Raw genomic sequence first — 17,292 nt, forward strand, 5'->3', positions numbered from 1 at the left:
GTGACTGTTTACGGCCGTCCGTGACCTGCGGTGACGTGGTGCGGGGCAGTCGCGATGGTCGAGTAGATTGATCTTGTGACCTCCGAGCAGCCGCCGCCGTCGTACAACGAGCTGGCCGGTCTGATCGTGGAGCTGAGGCTGGTAGCAGCCGCGCAGGCCGCGACGATTGAGCGACGTGAAGCACGGATCGTCGAGCAGGACGCTGAGATCGCGGAGTTGAAGCGGCGGCTGGCCGCTGATTGGCGCAACTCCTCCAAGCCGCCGTCCAGTGACGGGCTGGACAAGAGGCCCGCACCGAAGTCGCTGCGCAAGGCGTCGGGGCGTCGGCCGGGCCGGGCCAAGGGCGATCCCGGTGGCCGGCTGGAGCAGGTCACCGACCCGGACGTGATAGTCGATCATCATCCGGCCGCGTGCGGCAGCTGTGGCGGTGGTCTGTCCGATGCGTCGGGTTCGGGCTTCCGGGCCCGGCAGGTCTTCGATCTGCCCGAGATCCGCCCCCAGGTGACCGAGCACCGGCTGCACCGGGCGGTGTGCGGTTGCGGGTACACCACCACGGCGACGGCTCCGGACCTGCCCACGGCGGCCGCCGTGTACGGACCCGGCGTCCGAGCCGCGATCGCCTGCCTGTCGGCCTATCAGCACCTGCCGGCCCAACGCCTCGCCGAGGCCATGGACTGCCTGTTCAGCCTGCCGGTCTCCACCGGCACCGTCCTGTCCGTCCCGGCTCGCGCCCACGACGGGCTCGGGTCCTTCGAGGCCCAGGTCAAGGACCACCTGGCCACGGTGCCGGTCGCGCACGCGGACGAGTCCGGGGTACGGGTCGCGGGGAAACTGCACTGGCTGCACGTGATGTGCACCCACCTGGTCACCTTCTACGGCATCCACCACCAGCGCGGCCGGGCGGCCATGGACGACCTCGGCGTCCTGCCCGGCTTCACCGGCACCCTGGTCACCGATGCCCTGGCCCCCTACACGGTCTACGGCGACGCGCAGGCCCTGTGCGGGGCGCACGTGCTGCGTGAACCCATTGCCGTGACCGAGGACACCCGCCATGACCCCGCCTGGGCCCAGGCGATGATCGATGTCCTGGTCGAGGCGAAGGACGCAGTCGCCGACGCTGTGGCCACCGGGCACGACGCCCTGGACGCCGAGACGTCGGCCGGTTTCCAGGACCGCTACCGGCAGGCAGCGTTGTGCGGCATCGCCGCCAACCCCTACGCCGGCACCGGCCCCCGCTCCAAGGCCAGGGCTCTGGCCATGCGCCTGCGGGACCGCACCACCATGTACCAGCGGTACATGGTCGGCTTCAGTGTCCCGTTCGACAACAACCAGGCCGAACGCGACCTACGGATGATCAAGGTGCAACAGAAGGTCTCCGGGGCCTGGCGGACCCTGACCGGCGCAAGGCGCTTCGCCCGGATCCGCGCCCACATCTCCACCGTCCGCACACACGGCATCAGCCCCCTCACCGCCCTGCGCGACCTCTTCGCCGGACGGCCATGGATGCTGCCCGCAACCAGCTGAAACCCCTAAACAGTTACGTTTCATCGGGGTGTCGAGGGGCATGGCAGCACGTAGTGGAGGTGAGAACCCGTGGGCCGCGCCGAGCGGTTGGGCGAACGGCACGGCCGCGACGAGTTCCGCCGCGAGGACCTGTGTGCCCGCCTGGCCGGCGCCGAGTGGTACGACGGCGAGGAGTTCGCCGCCTGCGAACCCCGGCTACAGCCCGAACAGGGCCGGGTCCTTCGCCAGCTCCCGGAATACCGCCCCCGGATCCGGCAGGAGCTTGCGCTGCTTCAGGTCCATCAGCCCGCCCACGCCCGTGAGTTCGGCCGCCACGGTGCCGTCTGCCTTGGTGATCGTCTGCTCGATGGTGAAGATCTTGCCGCCGCTCCAGAGGAAGGCGCAGCTCACGTCGGCCTCGTCACCCGCGAGCAGTTCACGCCGGTAGCGGATGGTGGTCTCCAGGGCGACCGGTCCCACTCCACGCGCGATCAGGCCCGACTGGGTGATCCCCGCCGCCTGGAGCAGCGACCAGCGCGCGTGCTCGGCGTAGTTGAGATACACGGCCTGGTTGAGATGGCCCTGTACGTCGGTCTCGTACCCGCGCACGGTCACCCGGACGGAAAACGGCTCGCTCACTGCGTCTGTCCCCTTCATGCCTGCTCGGCTCGATGCCTCGTCCACCGATCTTGGCACGCGCCGCTCAGACCCGGCGCGGGGAGGCCAGCAGATAACGCGTCCGCGTCCTCGGCTCCGTGTACGCGCCTGCCTGCCAGCCGGCCCGCTCCAGCGTGGCAGCGCAGGCCAGCAGCGCCTCGCCGTCCGGCTCGTACACGGCGACCGCCTCCGGCTGGGGCGTCTCCCGCACCCGGTATCCGCCGTCCCCGCCGTCCGGGCCGGCCGGCCGGTGACCGGCGGCCTCCAGGGCGAGGGCCGCGGCCCGCACCAGATGCGAACGTTCCCAGCCGCACGGCCGGTCCGTGGCGCCGTCGGGGTTGGTCATCCGGCGCAGCTCCAGCATGCCCCGCCACGCGCTCCGCACCTCCCGGAGCCGGGCGGGACCGCCCGGGGGAGCCGTCTCCTCGCCGCCCACCTGCGCCGCGAACCCGCCGGTCGTGGCCGGCGGGTCCGGCTGTCCGGTCTCGGGTTCCGCGTCCCGGATCCGGTGTCCCGCCGGAGTCAGGAAGTGATCGTGCGGCGGCCTCGGATGCCGGAACGCCAGCCCGCGCGTCACCAGCGCGGCGAGCTGCGCCGGCGTTCCCTTCAGCCGCCCGGTGTCGGGATCGGCGGCCTCGATGAGACGGCGCTGCGCGGCGGTGGGCGGTCGGGTCATCGGGGCCCGGAGACGTAGGGGAGGAAGGCGGCCCACTGCTCGGGTGCGAAGGCCAGGCGGGGGCCGTGTATGTGCTTCGAGTCGCGTACGTGGACGGTTTCGGGGGTGGTGGCGACTTCGACGCACTCGGCGCCGCCGTTCGTGCTGTGACTGCTCTTGAACCACTCCAGCGCGGGACCGTTCCCGGACGGGCGGTTGGTCATCAGGTCTCTCCCTGCACTTTCTCGACATACGCCGGCGACTCACGGGGCGTGAGCGCCTGGGCCCGGATGATGCCATAGCGGATCTGCAGGACCCGGATGTCTCTGGGGTCGGAGATCAGCCGGTTGATCGGCGGGACTTCCATGTGGCCCACGGTGCCCCCTTCCCTCGGTCGCAGCAGTTGCAGTGCCCCTGCGAGTCCGGCGTGGTCCTCGCGAAAGGACGGTGTGGTGCGAGCTCCCCGTGGGCTCAGCGTGACGTGGCCGCTGGCGTGGCCCTCCCGTTCGAGCGGGTCGCGCGCAACGATGCCAGGAGGTGCAGCCGGTCCGCGTCCGCGCCGCCCGGCTCGGCGGTGAAGACCAGCATGACCGGGCCGGGTCTGCCGGGCAGCGGATAGGTGTCCCAGTCCAGGACGATGTCGCCGACCTCGGGGACCCGGAAGGTCTTGGTGCCGCTGACCGAGGCCCGTACGTCGTGCCGGGCCCACAGCCGCCGGAACTCGGCGCTGCGGATGCTCAGTTCGCCGATGATCGCGGTGGCGCGCGGATGGATGGGGTCGGCGGCGACGGCGGCGCGCATCGTGCCGATGTACTCCAGGGCCTGCCGCTCCCGGTCCGGGCAGCTCCGCTCACCGGTCAGCGTGTCGTCGAACAGCAGGAGGAGCATGTTGAGCCGGTCGGGCGGGTGGCTGTCCGGGCTGCCGAGCAGCGCCTCCGCCATCGGGTTCCAGGCGAGCAGGTCGAGGTGGCGGCCGAGGACGACCGCCGGGGTGTCCATCATCCGCAGCAGCCGCCGGGTGCTGTCGGGCACCCTCTCCGGACCGCGGTCCGGCCGGGTGGGCACCGGCCGGCGAGCGGCGTGGGCCAGGCGGAACAGGTGCCGTCGTTCCGCGTCGTCGAGGCAGAGCGCGCCGGCCAGCGCGTCCAGGACGTCGTCGGACGGACGTACCTCCCGGCCCTGTTCCATCCGCTGGTAGTAGCCGGTGCTCAGCCCGGCCAGCAGGGCCAGTTCCTCGCGCCGCAGTCCGGCGACCTTGCGGCGGCCGCCCGGTTCCAGGCCGACGTCGTGGGGGGTCAGCCTGTCGCGCCGGGCGCGCAGGAAATCACCGAGCTCACGGGCGTACGGGTGGGTCATACCGTCAGTGTGCCTCCCCGCCGAGCAGTCAGGGTAGGTCCCGCAGACCTAGGCAAACGGGAACGACGGAACCGGCCCGCACCGCTCCCAACGTCGCCGGTCCGCCCCACTCACACCCCTCAGGAGCAGCAGATGGCCGGATGGACCGCCGACCGCATCCCCGACCAGCGCGGCAGGACCGCCGTCGTGACCGGCGCGAACTCGGGCCTCGGCCTGGTCACCGCCACCGAGCTGGCCCGCCACGGCGCCCACGTCGTGCTCGCGGTCCGCGACACCGCAGCCGGCGCGGAGGCCGCCCGCCGGATCGGCGGCGAGGTGGAGGTGCGCGAACTGGACCTGGCCTCCCTCGGCTCCGTCCGCGCGTTCGCCGCGAAGCTGGCCACCGGCCACCGGAAGATCGACCTGCTGGTCAACAACGCGGGCCTGGTACTGCCCGGCCCGCGCCGCACCACGGCAGACGGCTTCGAACTGCACCTGGGCACCAACATGCTGGGGCACTTCGCACTGACCGGCCTGCTGCTCGACAGGCTGGCAGCGGCGAAGGAGCCCCGGGTGGTCGGTCTGAGCTCGATCACCCACAAGAACGCGCACCTCGACTTCGACGACCTGATGTCGGAGCGTGACTACGGGGCGGCTCCCGCCTACGGCCGGTCCAAGCTCGCCACCACGGTCTTCGGCATCGAGCTTGACCGGCACCTGCGCGCCGCGGGATCGCCGGTCACCAGCACACTGGCCCACCCCGGTCTCACCCGCACCAACCTGACTCCGCGCGCCTGGGAACACCGTGGCCGGCTCGGGCGGGTGATCACGCGGGCCGGCCTGCTGGTCACGCAGCCTGTCGAGCAGGGCGCGCTGCCGCAGCTGCGCGCCGCGACCGACCCCGGTGTGCGGGGCGGCCAGTTCTTCGGGCCCTCCGGCTTCTTCGAGACGCGCGGCCGGGTCACAGAGGCCCGGATCAGCCGGGAGGCGGCCGACCCGGCCGTCGGCGAACGGCTCTGGGCGGCGGCCGAGGAACTGACCGGAGTCAGCTACCTCTGAACCGGACGGACGCCGAATACTCCGGGCCCGCCCGGCGCTCGGCGTCAACTCACGCCGTGATCCGACGCGATCACCGTGCGGGCGGTTCCCCCTGGGCTCTCACTGCCGGTACCCGCTCAGGAACCGGCCGATGCGGCCGATCGCCGTCTCCAGGACGTCCGCGTGGGGGAGGGTGAGGATGCGGAAGTGGTCGGGGGAGGGCCAGTTGAAGCCGGTGCCCTGGACGACCTGGATCTTCTCCCTCAGCAGCAGGTCGAGGACGAACTTCTCGTCGTCGTGGATCTTGTGGACCGCCGGGTCGATGCGCGCGAACGCGTACAGCGCGCCCTTCGGCTTCACACAGCTCACGCCCGGGATCTCGTTCAGCTTCTGCCAGGCCACGTCCCGCTGTTCGCGCAACCGCCCGCCCGGTGCGGTCAGTTCGCGGATGGACTGCCGGCCGCCGAGCGCGGCCTGGATGGCGTACTGGGCGGGCGCGTTGGCGCACAGCCGCATGGAGGCCAGCATGGTCAGGCCCTCCAGGTAGTTCTTCGCATGCTGCTTCGGTCCGGTGACCACCATCCAGCCGGAGCGGAAGCCCGCCACCCGGTACGTTTTGGACAGGCCGCAGAAGGTGAGGACGACCAGGTCGGGGGCGAGCGCGGCGGTGGAGTGGTGCACGGCGTCGTCGTACAGGATCTGGTCGTAGATCTCGTCGGCGAACACCATCAGGCCGTGCCGGCGGGCGAGGTCGAGGATGCCCTCGAGGACCTCCTTCGGATACACGGCGCCCGTGGGGTTGTTGGGGTTGATGATGACCACGGCCTTGGTGCGGTCCGTGATCTTCGCGGCCATGTCGTCCAGGTCCGGGTACCAGTCGGCCTGTTCGTCGCAGAGGTAGTGGACGGCCTTGCCGCCGGAGAGGGTGGTCACCGCCGTCCAGAGGGGGAAGTCGGGGGCGGGGATGAGGACTTCGTCGCCGTCCTCCAGCAGCGCCTGTACGGCCATGGACACCAGCTCGGAGACACCGTTGCCGAGGAAGACGTCGTCCACGTCGACCTCCAGGCCCAGGGTCTGGTAGCGCTGGGCGACCGCGCGGCGGGCGGAGAGGATCCCGCGCGAGTCGGTGTAGCCGTGCGCCCGGGGAAGCATCCGGATCATGTCCTGGAGGATCTCCTCCGGCGCCTCGAAGCCGAACAGGGCCGGGTTGCCGGTGTTCAGGCGCAGCACACTGTGCCCCGCCTCCTCCAGTGCGTTGGCGTGCTCGATCACCGGGCCGCGGATCTCGTAACAGACCTCGCTGAGCTTGCTCGACTGCCGGAACTCCATGCGCGGCTTCCCTCCGGTATCTGGTGTTGCTTGGTTTTACCAAGTAGACGCTTGGAAAGTCCAACAACTTGTCTAGACTGCGTCGCATGCCACCTCGCCGAAGCTACGACCAGTACTGTTCCGCCGCGCGTGCGCTCGACGCCGTCGGCGACCGCTGGACCCTGCTGATCGTCCGGGAACTCCTCGCCGGCCCGCGGCGCTACACCGACCTGCACGCGGACCTGCCGGGCGTCAGCACCGACGTGCTGGCCTCACGGCTGAAGGACATGGAACGCGACGGCCTCACCACCCGCCGCCGGCTCCCCCCGCCCGGCGCGGCCTACGTCTACGAAATCACGCCGCGCGGTGGCGCGTTGCTCCCCGTCCTCCAGGCCCTCGGCGCCTGGGGCGAGACCGAACTGGGCGAGCGGCGCCCCACGGACGCGGTACGCGCCCACTGGTTCGCGCTGCCCCTGCTGCGAGCGCTGGAGGGGGAGGCGGGACTCGTGGAGGTCCATCTGGAGGAGGGCCGGTTCCACCTGCACGCCGGTGCGGAGGACGGCGGCCCCGTCTACGGCGACGGCCCCGCCCCGGCCGAGCCGGACGCCCGGCTGTCCCTGGACACCGGTACCTGCACGGCCATCGGCCGGGGCGACCTGACCCTGTCCGGCGCGGTGCGCGCGGGGCGGGTCGAGGTGACCGGCGAAGGCCCTCTCGCCAAGACCCTGCGGGAGGCCTGAGGGAGAAAAGCGGAAGGCCCGCGCGGGGCGGGCCTTCCGGGAGGGTGTCACGCGGTCGGCGGTACCCCGCGCGGACGCCCGGATCCGCGGGTCAGCCGGTAGCCGGCGACGCCCGCCAGGGCGGCCAGCGCGCCGCCCGCCGCGGTCCAGATCCAGCGGTCGGACCACCAGCCGGAGGTCCAGCCGTCCTCCGGTTCCAGGTCGGCCAGCACGGCGGTGGGCGAGTCGTCGTCGTCCGCCGGGTCCGACGCGGTACGGGCCGCGATGCCTGGTACCAGCGGCTCGGACAGCGTGCCGTCGACCGCCGCCGCGCCGCCCATGTCCTTGGATTCGACCCGCAGTTCGGCGTCGACGGCCTGGCCGAGGTCGGCCGGGGACAGCCGCAGCGCCGTGAGGCGGACGTAGTACGTGCCCGGCAGCGGGTCGTTGGCCCACGGCTCCGACCAGGCGCGGACCGTGCGCAGGACGCACTCCAGCGCCACCGAGGGCGTGTCGGCGGCGGCCTTGCGGGTCTGCGCCCCGTACTGGCAGGCCTGGCGGCGGCGCAGGCCGTCGTACACGTCGATCTGCCAGGTCTCGGCCGCGTGGCTCTCCGGCAGCTTCACCGTCGCCTGTACGGTGGGGCGCTGTCCGGCGTCCGCCGGGAACGACCAGTACAGGTAGTCGCCGGTGGAGGCGCGCGCGGTGGCGGTCTGCCCCTGTTCGACCTCCGTCGCGGTGCGGAACGAGGTGCCCGCGCGGGTGGGGCCGGCGCTGTCACCGGATGCCTCGGGAGAGGGCGAGGAGTCGGCCGCCGCGGGGGCCGCGGCCAGTCCGAGCGTCAGCAGGGCTACGCCCAGTACACGTATGGCGCGCATCAGTTGGTCCTCCAGACAGCGAACCGCCAGCGGGACAGCCAGCCCCAGAGCAGACCGGCGACGAAGCCGGTGAGGATCAGCGCGCCGAGCAGCCACCAGCCCCGGCCGAGACCGAAGGAGGCCACGTCGCTCGACCCGTCCGGGCCGTCCACGACGTCGACGGTCAGCTCCAGCGGCAGACCGGGTGTGGTCTTCACCCCGGAGTCCGCCGAGAAGGAGTTGGTCACCGCCAGGCACACGACCTCGGCGGCCGGCTTGCCGCTGTCGTCGTCGTCCCGCTCGGCCTTGGGGTAGCGTAGACCGGTGGAGAGGACGTCGGTACGGCCGTTGCCCGTGGCCTCGCCGCGTACGATCTCCCGGCCGTGCACCGTGACGGCCCGCAGCAGCACGCCGTAGTCCGGACGCACGGCCCGGTCCGCCGCCACACTCACCGAGGCGCGCAGCTCCTGCCCCGACAGCACCTCCACGCGGTACCAGCGCTGCTGCCCGAACTCCTCACGGTCGGTGTAGAGGCCGGACTCCAGCACCGGAGCCTTCGCGCACGAGTCGGCGCCCTCGGCGGCCACCGGAGTCACCACGGGTTCGGCCGCGCGGTCCACCAGCTCGTTCACCCGGTCGGTGAGTTCGTCCTGGTGCTCGACCGAGGTGTACGTGCCGCCGGTCGCTTCGGCGATACAGCTGAGCTGCCGGCTCAGCTTGGCGTTCGGCACCAGACCCAGGGTGTCGATGATCAGGCCGATGCCCTTGGCCGCTATCTCGCGGGCCACCTCGCACGGGTCGAGCGGGGCGCAGGTGTCCTCACCGTCACTGATCAGGACGATGCGCTTGGAGCCCTCGCCGCCGTCGAGATCGTCCGCGGCCTCGAGCAGGGCGGGACCGATCGGGGTCCAGCCCGTCGGGACCAGCGTGGCCACCGCCGTCTTGGCCTCCGTGCGGTCCAGCGGGCCGACCGGGTAGAGCTGCGCGGTGTCCTTGCAGCCCTCCTTGCGGTCGTCGCCGGCGTAGTCGGCGCCGAGTGTCCGGATGCCCAGCCGGACCTCCTCCGGCGTCGCGTCCAGCACCTCGTTGAACGCCTGCTTCGCCGCCGCCATCCGGGACTGCCCGTCGATGTCCTTGGCCCGCATCGAGCCGCTCACATCGAGCAGGAGGTTGACCTTGGGCGCGTCCTGGCCCGCGGGTTCATCGGCGGCCGCCCCGGCCGGGAAGACGAGCCCGGCCGTCAGTGCGGCGAGCAGAGCGCATGCGCCTGCCACCGGCCGTTTTCTTCTGATCATCGGCGGATCCTATTGACCGGGAGCGCCGCCCTCCAAAACGGGAAGTCACAGACGGTCGTATCGCAGGGGATTGGGCAGTTCGGCCCACTGGTCCCCGCCCGTCCGCGGTGACAGCCGCATCAGCGTCAGTGCCTTCGCCGGGAGGGGATCCTCCAGCAGCGCGGCCAGGTCAGGGGTGCGCGGCAGATCCCGCGCGGCGCTCTCCAGGGCCGCGCGCAGTGCGGGGCCGGAACCGGCCGCACCCGCCAGCGCGCCCGCGACCAGGGAGCCGAACAGCTTGCGCCGCAAGGTGCGTTCGTCGTCGGTGATCATGCGTGCGGGCAGTTCGGGAAGCGGAACGCCGTGCCGGGCGAGCCGGTCCGGCCCGACCCGCAGATCGGCCAGATCGCGGTACACCAGCCGCACCGGATCCCCGTCCGGCGACAGCACCACGAGCAGGTTCTGGCCGTGCGCCTCCAGCGCCACGCCCCATTCCAGCAACCGCAGACCGACCGTCAGGGCGAGCACCGCGAACCGGCTCAACCAGGCCGCCGAGCAGGCCAGTTCGGTGGTCGCCAGTGCCGCCACCGGGACGACCCGCTCGCCGTCGCCCGCGTACTCCTCCGGCGACTCGCGCAGCACCGTCGCGAGATCGGGCGACCCGGCCGCGACCGCGCCCAGGGTGCGGGTGATGTGCAGCAGCCCGTCCGTGCGCGCGGCCACGGTCTCCCCGAAGTCCGACAGCACCGCCGACGCGGCGACCGAACCGAGCGAGATGTCCCGCACCGAGGACGTCAGCCGGGCGCTCAGCGCCGTCTTGACGTGCGGCCCGTCCGGCAGCGCGAGCGTGCGCAGCGCCATCAGCGGATGGGCCGCCAGCCGCCGTTCACCCGTCCGCTTCAGCACATGCGCCGCCTGCCAGGGGTGCACCGGGACCAGCACCCGCCCCGCTTCCCGCAGCCACCCCGGCCACATCCCCGTCACCGCACACTCCCCGGCCGGCACCGGCAGCAGCTCCAGCTTCACGACGGGCCGGTGCTCCGGCCCGTACCCCAGTTGCTCCGCCGCCGAGAAGCCGGGCCGCGAACGGCAGTTGGGATGGAACGGATGCCCGTCGGTCATCCGCTGCTCCCACTCCCACTCCCGGCTCCGCGCCGGCCACTCCCGCGGGGGAACCCGTCCGCCCGTCCGCGACAGCGCCATGGACGCGACGCTGTGCCCGAGTTCGGCGGCGAACCCCGCCGAGTGCGGTACGGCCAGATCCGTCATCAGCCGCGCCGGGTCGTCGTAGGCCGCCTCGTCCAGCCGCACGGCGGTGACGTACGCGCCCGTCGCATACGGATCCGGCCGCGGGCCGTGCAGCCGCCGCCCGTCCGTCAGCCGCAGGGTGAGCCCGTCGCCCCCCGGTTCCCGGCCGGTGACCCACGGCAGCGGCTCGTGTGCGAGACCGCGCCACAGCCGGGTCAGCACGGCCGCGCGTGCGCCGGGAAGCCCGCCCGTGTACGCGGTGACGAGATCGGGCCGTACGGAGGTCAGCTCGTCGGCGATCTCGCTCTCGGCGGTGGGGGAACGGTGCACGGGCGGACTCCTCGGGTACGCACAGGGCGGGACGTACGGGGGGACGATGACAGACATACTGATCGTCTCCGCCGGACAGACCGTAGGGAACCAGAACGCGTGGACCTCATGCCCCCGCCCGCAGACGACCACGCGGCGAGCCGCGCGATCCTGGCCGGGCGTGCCGACGCGTACGCGGCCGTACCGCTGTTGAACTGCCTGCTGCGCGACGTGGCCCGGCCCCTGGCGGAGCCGGCGGGTTCGGCGGGCGCACCGGACGCCGGCACCTGCCGGACGTACCGGCTCCCCGGCACGGGCCGGCTGCTGCGGGTGGGCGGCACCCGCCGCCGCCCCGCCGCCCCCGAGGTGTACACGGCGGGCGCGTGGCACCCCGTCGGCCACACCGAACTGGTGAAACTCGTCGCCGAGGAACTGCGCCGGCACACCGGCCTGTCCAACCACGAACTGCCCGCCGAGATGTCCGACAGCCGGGACGCGGTGGCCGCGCTGCTGGAAGCCCGCGCCCGGGCCGCCCCGCCCGGCGGCCTCTATCTGCGCTCCGAACAGTCCCTCCTCACCGGGCACCCCCACCACCCGGCCCCGAAGGCGCGCGGCGGCGGCCCCGCTGCCGCCTGGCTGCCGTACGCGCCCGAGGCGTACGCCCGTTTCCCGCTGACGCTGCTGGCGGTGCGCGAGGACACGGTGGTCGAGGAGGGCGACACCGCGGCCCTCGACCGCCTGGGCACCGCCCCGCCCGGCTACCGGCTGCTGCCCGCCCACCCCTGGCAACTCGACCTCGCGGCCCGCGACCTCGCCCCCGCCTTCGCCGACGGCCGCCTGCGCCGGCTGGGTACGACCGCGTTCCCCGTGTGGCCCACCGCGGCGATCCGCACGGTGTACGCGCCCGGCGACGACCTGTTCCTCAAGTTCAGCCTGGACGTGCGCATCACCAACGACATCCGCCGGCTGTGGCGCCACGACCTGGTGAGACTGCGCGCCACCGACACGGCCGTACGCGACGCCTTCGCCGCGTTCGACGGTCCGGCCGCCCCGGCGTGGCTGAGCGACCGGGGCCACCGCACCGCGGACTTCGCCTTCGAGCAACTGGCCGTCGTCGTGCGCGACGGACTGCGCGGACAGGTCGCGCCCGGCGCGACCCCGTGCCTCGCGGCCGCGCTGGCCGAGGGCTTCGACGGCAGTCCGCTCGCCGGCGCCGCCGACCCGGCGGCCTGGTGGGAGGCGTACCTGTCCCGGGTGGTGCCCCCGGCCCTGAGGGCCTTCGCCGAGCACGGCGTCGTCCTGGAGGCCCATCTGCAGAACACCCTGATCGCCGTGGACGCCGACGGCATGCCCGTCCAGGCCCTGTTCCGGGACGCCGAAGGGGTGAAGCTCCTCGGACGGGCTTCCGGAGCCGCGGCGCCCGCGGTGTCCCGGGCGGCCGGCTGGGAACGCCTGGTGTACTGCCTGGTCGTCAACCACCTCATGGAGATCGCCGCCGCCCTCGCCGAGCACCACCCCGGCCTCGACCCGTGGCCCGCCGCCCGCCGCGAGCTGGTCCGCCACGACCTCCCCGAGATCCCCGCCCTCCTCGCCGCCCCCACCCTCCCGGCCAAGACCAACCTCCTCCTGCGCTGGACGGCGGCGGACGGCGCCGACGCCCGCTACCTGCCGCTGCCGAACCCGCTGACCGGGGGGTGAGGACGAAGAGGCGACAACCCTCCGGATACCCCAGACTCGGAGAAGAGTCCGCCGGCCCACAGCGCCCGAGGAGGCGTGTCCGTGCACGAAGTGCCGTTCTGGTTGTGGATGGTGTTCGCCGTCACCGTGCTGGTGTCACTCGCGGTCGATCTTCTCGCGCACCGCTCGGCACATGTCATCGAGTTCCGGGAGGCGGCCGCCTGGAGCGTGCTGTGGATCGGGCTGGCCATCACCTTCGGAGGCGCCGTCTTCCTCGTGGTCGGCACGGATGCCGGGGTGGAGTACACGACCGCGTGGCTGCTGGAGAAGAGCCTGTCGGTCGACAACCTGTTCGTCTTCGCCCTGATCTTCAGCTACTTCAAGGTGCCGCGGGCCTACCAGCACCACGTGCTGTTCCTGGGCGTCCTGGGCGCCCTGGTCTTCCGCGGCATCTTCCTGGCCGCCGGTGTGGCCGTCGTCAGCCGCTTCACCGCCGTACTGTTCCTTTTCGCGGCGGTCCTCTTCTACAGCACCTACAAGATTCTCCAGGGCGAGGAGGAGAGCTTCGACCCGGGCAAGAGCTTCGCGGTGCGACTGCTGCGCAAGTTCATCCCCGTCCGGGACGACTACGCGGGCCACCGCTTCTTCGTCAAGGAAGCGGGCACATGGGTGGGGACCCCGCTGCTCGCCGTCGTCGTCGCGATCGAGGCGGCCGACCTCGTCTTCGCCGTCGACAGCGTGCCCGCCGTCCTGGCCGTCAGCAGTGACATCTTCATCGTCTACACCAGCAACGCCTTCGCCATCCTCGGTCTGCGGGCCCTGTACTTCATGCTCGCCGGTCTCCTCGACCGCTTCCACTACCTCAGCGTCGGTCTGGCCCTGATCCTCGGCTTCATCGGCGTCAAGCTCGTCCTCCAGGCGGCCCACGAGACGATCAGCACGGCCGTGCCCGAGATCCCGTCGCTCGTCAGCCTCGGCGTCATCGTCGTCGTGCTGACCGTGTCCGTCGTGGTCAGCATGCTGCGTCCGCCGCCGCAGAAGGCAGAGCACGGGTGACCGAGTCCCACCTGTTCCCAAAAAGGTGCAAAGGGGGCGTAAAATGTCTGTATGAGCGATGACCGGAAACGCGACGGGACCCGGCCGTCCGGGCATGTGTGCGGCTCATGCCGACAGCCGGTGGACACCGTGGTCGAACGACACAAGACCATGGGCATCTACGTGCCCCACTGGACGGCGGGCCCTTGTCACAACCCACAGTGCGAGGACTACGTTCCCGAACAGGTCCCGGCACATTCGACGCGCGGCGCACACGGCGGAACAGACCGGTGACAGAAACAGGCCGGGCCGACCGCCTGACCGTACGATCCGGCAGCCCGTGCCATCCGAGCCATTCGTCACGCCCGGTTAACATGCCTCTTTGACGCCGGACGAGGACGGGGTGCCCCGGGAGCATGCTGAAACAGGTCACCGCGGTCCGCTACGTCGAACCCCTGCACTCCGGGGGCTCCGTCCCCGGTGTCGTCGAGGCCGACGACCTCGGGACGTACGTCGTGAAGTTCACCGGGTCGGCGCAAGGGCGCAAGGCGCTGGTCGCCGAGGTGATCGTCGGGGAACTGGCGCGGGCCCTCGGGCTGCGGTTCCCCGAGCTGGTGCTGGTGCACTTCGATCCGGCGGTGGCGGCCGGCGAACCGCACCAGGAGGTGCGGGAGCTCCACGCCGCCAGCGCCGGGGTCAATCTCGGCATGGACTACCTGCCGGGGGCACGGGACTTCACCCCGGAGGTCGCCGAGGGCTTCCCCGTCGATCCGCTCGAGGCCGGGCGGGTCGTCTGGCTCGACGCCCTCACCGTGAACGTGGACCGCACCGTCCACAGCTCCAATCTGGTCGTATGGCCGACGCTGGGTGTCGCGCCGCCGAGGCTGTGGCTCATCGACCACGGGGCCGCGCTCGTCTTCCATCACCGCTGGGAGGGCTCCGACCCGGCCAGGGCCTACGACTTCCGTCATCACGCCCTCGGTCACTACGGACCCGACGTACGCGCCGCCGACGCCGAACTCGCGCCGAAGGTGACCGAGGAGCTGCTGCGGTCGATCACCGCCGAGGTGCCCGACGACTGGCTGGCCGGCGACTCCCGTTTCGCCGCACCCGACGAGGTCCGCGAGGCGTACGTGGCGTATCTCCACGCGCGCGTACGGTCCTCGCGGGCCTGGCTGCCCACCGACTTCCCCGGCGCGGACGAGCTCGCCGAGGAGAACGCGCGGCGGGCGGCGAGGACCCGGCGGGGGCGTCCCGACTGGCTGAAGCAGGTCCCCGACCTGCACGGCAAGCCGGCGGCGGCCCCGGACGGGTCGGTGCACCTGGGCCGCCCGGACACGTAGGACTCAGCCCTTGAGCTGCTCGTACGCCGGAAGGGTGAGGAAGTCGGCGTAGTCCTCGTCGAGGGACACCTTCAGCAGCAGGTCGTGCGCCTGCTGCCAGTGGCCGCCCGCGAACGCCTCCTCGCCGATCTCGGCGCGGATGCCCGCCAGTTCCGCGGCGGCGACCTTGCGGGCCAGTTCCGCGGTGACCTGCTCGCCGTTGTCGAGGACGACCTCCGCGTTGATCCACTGCCAGATTTGGGAGCGGGAGATCTCCGCGGTGGCCGCGTCCTCCATCAGGTCGAAGATGGCGACCGCGCCGAGGCCGCGCAGCCAGGCCTCGATGTACCGGATGCCGACCTGCACGGCGTTGACCAGGCCCGCGTACGTCGGCCTGGCGTCCAGGGAGTCGACGGCGATGAGGTCCGCCGCCTTGACGCCGACGTCCTCGCGGAGGCGGTCCTTCTGGTGCGGCCGGTCACCGAGCACCCGGTCGAAGGACTCCATGGCGATCGGGACCAGGTCGGGGTGGGCGACCCAGGAGCCGTCGAAACCGTCGTCCGCCTCACGGTCCTTGTCGGCGCGGACCTTCTCGAAGGCCACCTTGTTGACCTCCGCGTCCCGGCGGGACGGGATGAACGCCGCCATGCCGCCGATCGCGTGCGCGCCGCGCTTGTGGCAGGTGCGCACGAGGAGGTCGGTGTACGCGCGCATGAACGGGGCGGTCATCGTGACCGCGTTGCGGTCCGGGAGCACGAACTTCGCGCCGCCGTCACGGAAGTTCTTGACGATGGAGAAGAGGTAGTCCCAGCGGCCGGCGTTCAGGCCGGAGGCGTGGTCGCGCAGTTCGTAGAGGATCTCCTCCATCTCGTACGCGGCCGTGATCGTCTCGATCAGGACGGTGGCGCGGACGGTGCCCCGCGGGATGCCCAGGTACTCCTGGGCGAAGACGAACACCTCGTTCCACAGCCGGGCCTCGAGGTGCGACTCCGTCTTGGGAAGGTAGAAGTACGGTCCCTTGCCGGCTTCGATCAGCCGCTCGGCGTTGTGGAAGAAGTACAGGCCGAAGTCGACCAGCGCGCCCGGCACCGGGGTGTCGTCGGCGTCGGTGAGGTGGCGCTCGTCCAGGTGCCAGCCGCGCGGGCGCACGACGACGGTCGCCAGCTCCCCGGCCGGGCGCAGGGCGTAGGACTTACCGGACGCCGGGTCCGTGAAGTCGATGTTCCGCGTGTAGGCGTCGATCAGGCTGAGCTGGCCGGTGACCACGTTCTCCCAGGTGGGCGCCGAGGCGTCCTCGAAGTCGGCGAGCCAGACCCTCGCGCCGGAGTTGAGGGCGTTGACGGTCATCCTGCGGTCGGTGGGGCCGGTGATCTCCACGCGGCGGTCGTTCAGGGCCTCGGGGGCCGGAGCCACCCGCCAGGAGTCGTCCGCGCGGATCGCGGCGGTCTCCGGGAGGAAGTCGAGCGTGGAGGTGCGGGCGATCTCCGCGCGGCGCTCGGCGCGGCGGGCGAGCAGTTCGTCACGCCGGGGCGTGAACCGCCGGTGCAGCGCGGCCACGAAGGCGAGCGCCGTCTCGGTGAGGACCTCCCCCTGCCGGGGCAGGGGCTCGGCGTCGACGATGGCCAGCGGGGACGGCGCTGGAGCGGACATCGGCTGTCACTTCCTTCGGCGTGCGGGGCACCGGGTGCCGGTCGGGCCCGGATACGGCTGTGGACGTCCGAGCGAACACCGGACGCCTCTGGTCGGTGGATAGTAGTTTCCTCATGGTGGAAGTTCAATGTTCTGTTGATGTCGAGACTCTCCGGGTCGAGGGGGAGCGGGCCCGGTGTCTCCCGGCTCATTCAAGGTGCGCCAGATCCGCCTCGGTGTCGATGTCGTACGCCTCGGCCACGTCACCGCACTCGACGAGCGCGACCCGGTCCGCGTGCTCCCTCAGATAGGCGCGTGCCCCCCGGTCGCCGGTCGCGGTCGCGGCGATCCCGGCCCAGTGCGCGGCACCGAACAGCACCGGGTGGCCACGCGCGCCGTCGTAGGCTGCCGCGACGAGCGACTCGGGGGAGTCATAGGCGCCGCGCACCCGGGTGACCGCCTCCGGGCCGATCCCGGGCTGGTCGACCAGAAGGGTCAGCGCGGCCCCCGCGCCCGTGCCCGCCAGTGAGTCCAGTCCGGCCCGCAGCGAGGTGCCCATGCCCAGCTCCCACGCCGGATTGTCGACGAGCACGCAGTCCGGCAGCGAGGCGCGGGCGCGCACCTCGTCCGCCCGCGCGCCGAGCACCACGTGCACGCGTGCGCAGCCCCCCGTGCGGAGGGCCGCCACCGCGTGCTCCACGAGCGGCCGTCCCCGGTGGGTGAGCA

Annotated in this window: 17 protein-coding genes; 6 read left to right on the plus strand and 11 right to left on the minus strand. The window is 72.1% G+C overall.

The genetic code is table 11. The annotated features are described in order from the left end of the window. Positions 1–75 precede the first annotated feature (75 nt). A complete protein-coding gene (locus tag B9S61_RS36410) occupies positions 76–1,524 on the plus strand; it encodes an IS66 family transposase (protein WP_103542791.1) in 1,449 nt (482 codons plus the stop codon). 195 nt (positions 1,525–1,719) lie between these two features. Here B9S61_RS36410 and B9S61_RS36415 read toward each other — a convergent pair whose 3' ends face one another. From B9S61_RS36415 to B9S61_RS36435, 5 genes are all read right to left on the minus strand, one after another. Further along, positions 1,720–2,142: a thioesterase family protein gene (locus tag B9S61_RS36415; RefSeq protein ID WP_103546001.1), complete on the minus strand. Its 423-nt coding sequence runs from the start codon at positions 2,140–2,142 to the stop codon at positions 1,720–1,722. Positions 2,143–2,206: 64 nt separating this feature from the next. Then, positions 2,207–2,836, minus strand: coding sequence for a hypothetical protein (locus tag B9S61_RS36420; protein WP_103546002.1), 630 nt, complete (start codon positions 2,834–2,836; stop codon positions 2,207–2,209). Continuing rightward, positions 2,833–3,039 (minus strand): DUF397 domain-containing protein, encoded by a 207-nt coding sequence (locus B9S61_RS36425; RefSeq protein WP_103546003.1) that lies wholly within the window; start codon positions 3,037–3,039, stop codon positions 2,833–2,835. The genes B9S61_RS36420 and B9S61_RS36425 overlap by 4 nt, the downstream gene beginning before the upstream one ends. Further along, positions 3,039–3,344 carry a Scr1 family TA system antitoxin-like transcriptional regulator gene (locus B9S61_RS43625; RefSeq protein WP_360389973.1) on the minus strand — a complete coding sequence of 102 codons (306 nt, stop codon included), beginning with the start codon at positions 3,342–3,344 and terminating at the stop codon, positions 3,039–3,041. The genes B9S61_RS36425 and B9S61_RS43625 overlap by 1 nt, the downstream gene beginning before the upstream one ends. Next, the gene (locus B9S61_RS36435; protein ID WP_103546004.1) at positions 3,287–4,171 is read right to left on the minus strand and encodes a helix-turn-helix transcriptional regulator; all 885 of its coding nucleotides are present in this window, start codon (positions 4,169–4,171) and stop codon (positions 3,287–3,289) included. The genes B9S61_RS43625 and B9S61_RS36435 overlap by 58 nt, the downstream gene beginning before the upstream one ends. A 132-nt stretch (positions 4,172–4,303) precedes the next feature. Here B9S61_RS36435 and B9S61_RS36440 point away from each other — a divergent pair, with 132 nt between their 5' ends. Beyond that, positions 4,304–5,209 (plus strand): oxidoreductase, encoded by a 906-nt coding sequence (locus B9S61_RS36440; protein WP_103546005.1) that lies wholly within the window; start codon positions 4,304–4,306, stop codon positions 5,207–5,209. A 99-nt stretch (positions 5,210–5,308) separates the two neighbouring features. Here B9S61_RS36440 and B9S61_RS36445 read toward each other — a convergent pair whose 3' ends face one another. Continuing rightward, complete coding sequence (locus B9S61_RS36445; protein ID WP_103546006.1) at positions 5,309–6,517, minus strand: pyridoxal phosphate-dependent aminotransferase; 1,209 nt, start codon at positions 6,515–6,517, stop codon at positions 5,309–5,311. Between the two features lie 86 nt (positions 6,518–6,603). Between B9S61_RS36445 and B9S61_RS36450 the strand changes: the two genes are divergently transcribed. Further along, positions 6,604–7,236, plus strand: coding sequence for a helix-turn-helix domain-containing protein (locus B9S61_RS36450; RefSeq protein WP_103546007.1), 633 nt, complete (start codon positions 6,604–6,606; stop codon positions 7,234–7,236). 47 nt (positions 7,237–7,283) lie between these two features. On the opposite strand, the gene B9S61_RS36455 is transcribed toward B9S61_RS36450, so the two are convergent. Genes B9S61_RS36455 through B9S61_RS36465 form a run of 3 tightly spaced genes read right to left on the minus strand, consistent with a single transcriptional unit; the run spans position 7,284 to position 10,924 of the window. Continuing rightward, positions 7,284–8,093, minus strand: a complete 810-nt coding sequence (locus B9S61_RS36455; protein WP_103546008.1) for a hypothetical protein — start codon at positions 8,091–8,093, stop codon at positions 7,284–7,286. Beyond that, entirely contained in the window at positions 8,093–9,367 is a 1,275-nt protein-coding gene (locus tag B9S61_RS36460; RefSeq protein WP_103546009.1) for a VWA domain-containing protein, read from the minus strand. The genes B9S61_RS36455 and B9S61_RS36460 overlap by 1 nt, the downstream gene beginning before the upstream one ends. A gap of 45 nt (positions 9,368–9,412) precedes the next feature. Beyond that, positions 9,413–10,924: an IucA/IucC family protein gene (locus tag B9S61_RS36465; protein ID WP_103546010.1), complete on the minus strand. Its 1,512-nt coding sequence runs from the start codon at positions 10,922–10,924 to the stop codon at positions 9,413–9,415. A 108-nt stretch (positions 10,925–11,032) separates the two neighbouring features. Between B9S61_RS36465 and B9S61_RS36470 the strand changes: the two genes are divergently transcribed. The 3 genes from B9S61_RS36470 (at position 11,033) to B9S61_RS36485 (ending at position 14,958) form a co-directional block, all read left to right on the plus strand. Beyond that, positions 11,033–12,601, plus strand: coding sequence for an IucA/IucC family siderophore biosynthesis protein (locus B9S61_RS36470; protein ID WP_103546015.1), 1,569 nt, complete (start codon positions 11,033–11,035; stop codon positions 12,599–12,601). Positions 12,602–12,682: 81 nt separating this feature from the next. Then, positions 12,683–13,636, plus strand: coding sequence for a TerC family protein (locus B9S61_RS36475; protein ID WP_103546016.1), 954 nt, complete (start codon positions 12,683–12,685; stop codon positions 13,634–13,636). A 395-nt stretch (positions 13,637–14,031) separates the two neighbouring features. After that, positions 14,032–14,958 carry a HipA family kinase gene (locus B9S61_RS36485; RefSeq protein ID WP_103546012.1) on the plus strand — a complete coding sequence of 309 codons (927 nt, stop codon included), beginning with the start codon at positions 14,032–14,034 and terminating at the stop codon, positions 14,956–14,958. Positions 14,959–14,961: 3 nt separating this feature from the next. Here B9S61_RS36485 and aceB read toward each other — a convergent pair whose 3' ends face one another. Further along, positions 14,962–16,587, minus strand: a complete 1,626-nt coding sequence (gene aceB, locus B9S61_RS36490; RefSeq protein WP_103546013.1) for a malate synthase A — start codon at positions 16,585–16,587, stop codon at positions 14,962–14,964. Between the two features lie 187 nt (positions 16,588–16,774). Next, a partial coding sequence (locus B9S61_RS36495) for an NTP transferase domain-containing protein (protein ID WP_181007700.1) occupies positions 16,775–17,292 on the minus strand: 518 nt, incomplete at its 5' end.

Source organism: Streptomyces sp. SM1 (assembly GCF_002910825.1).
GTDB lineage: Bacteria > Actinomycetota > Actinomycetes > Streptomycetales > Streptomycetaceae > Streptomyces > Streptomyces okerensis.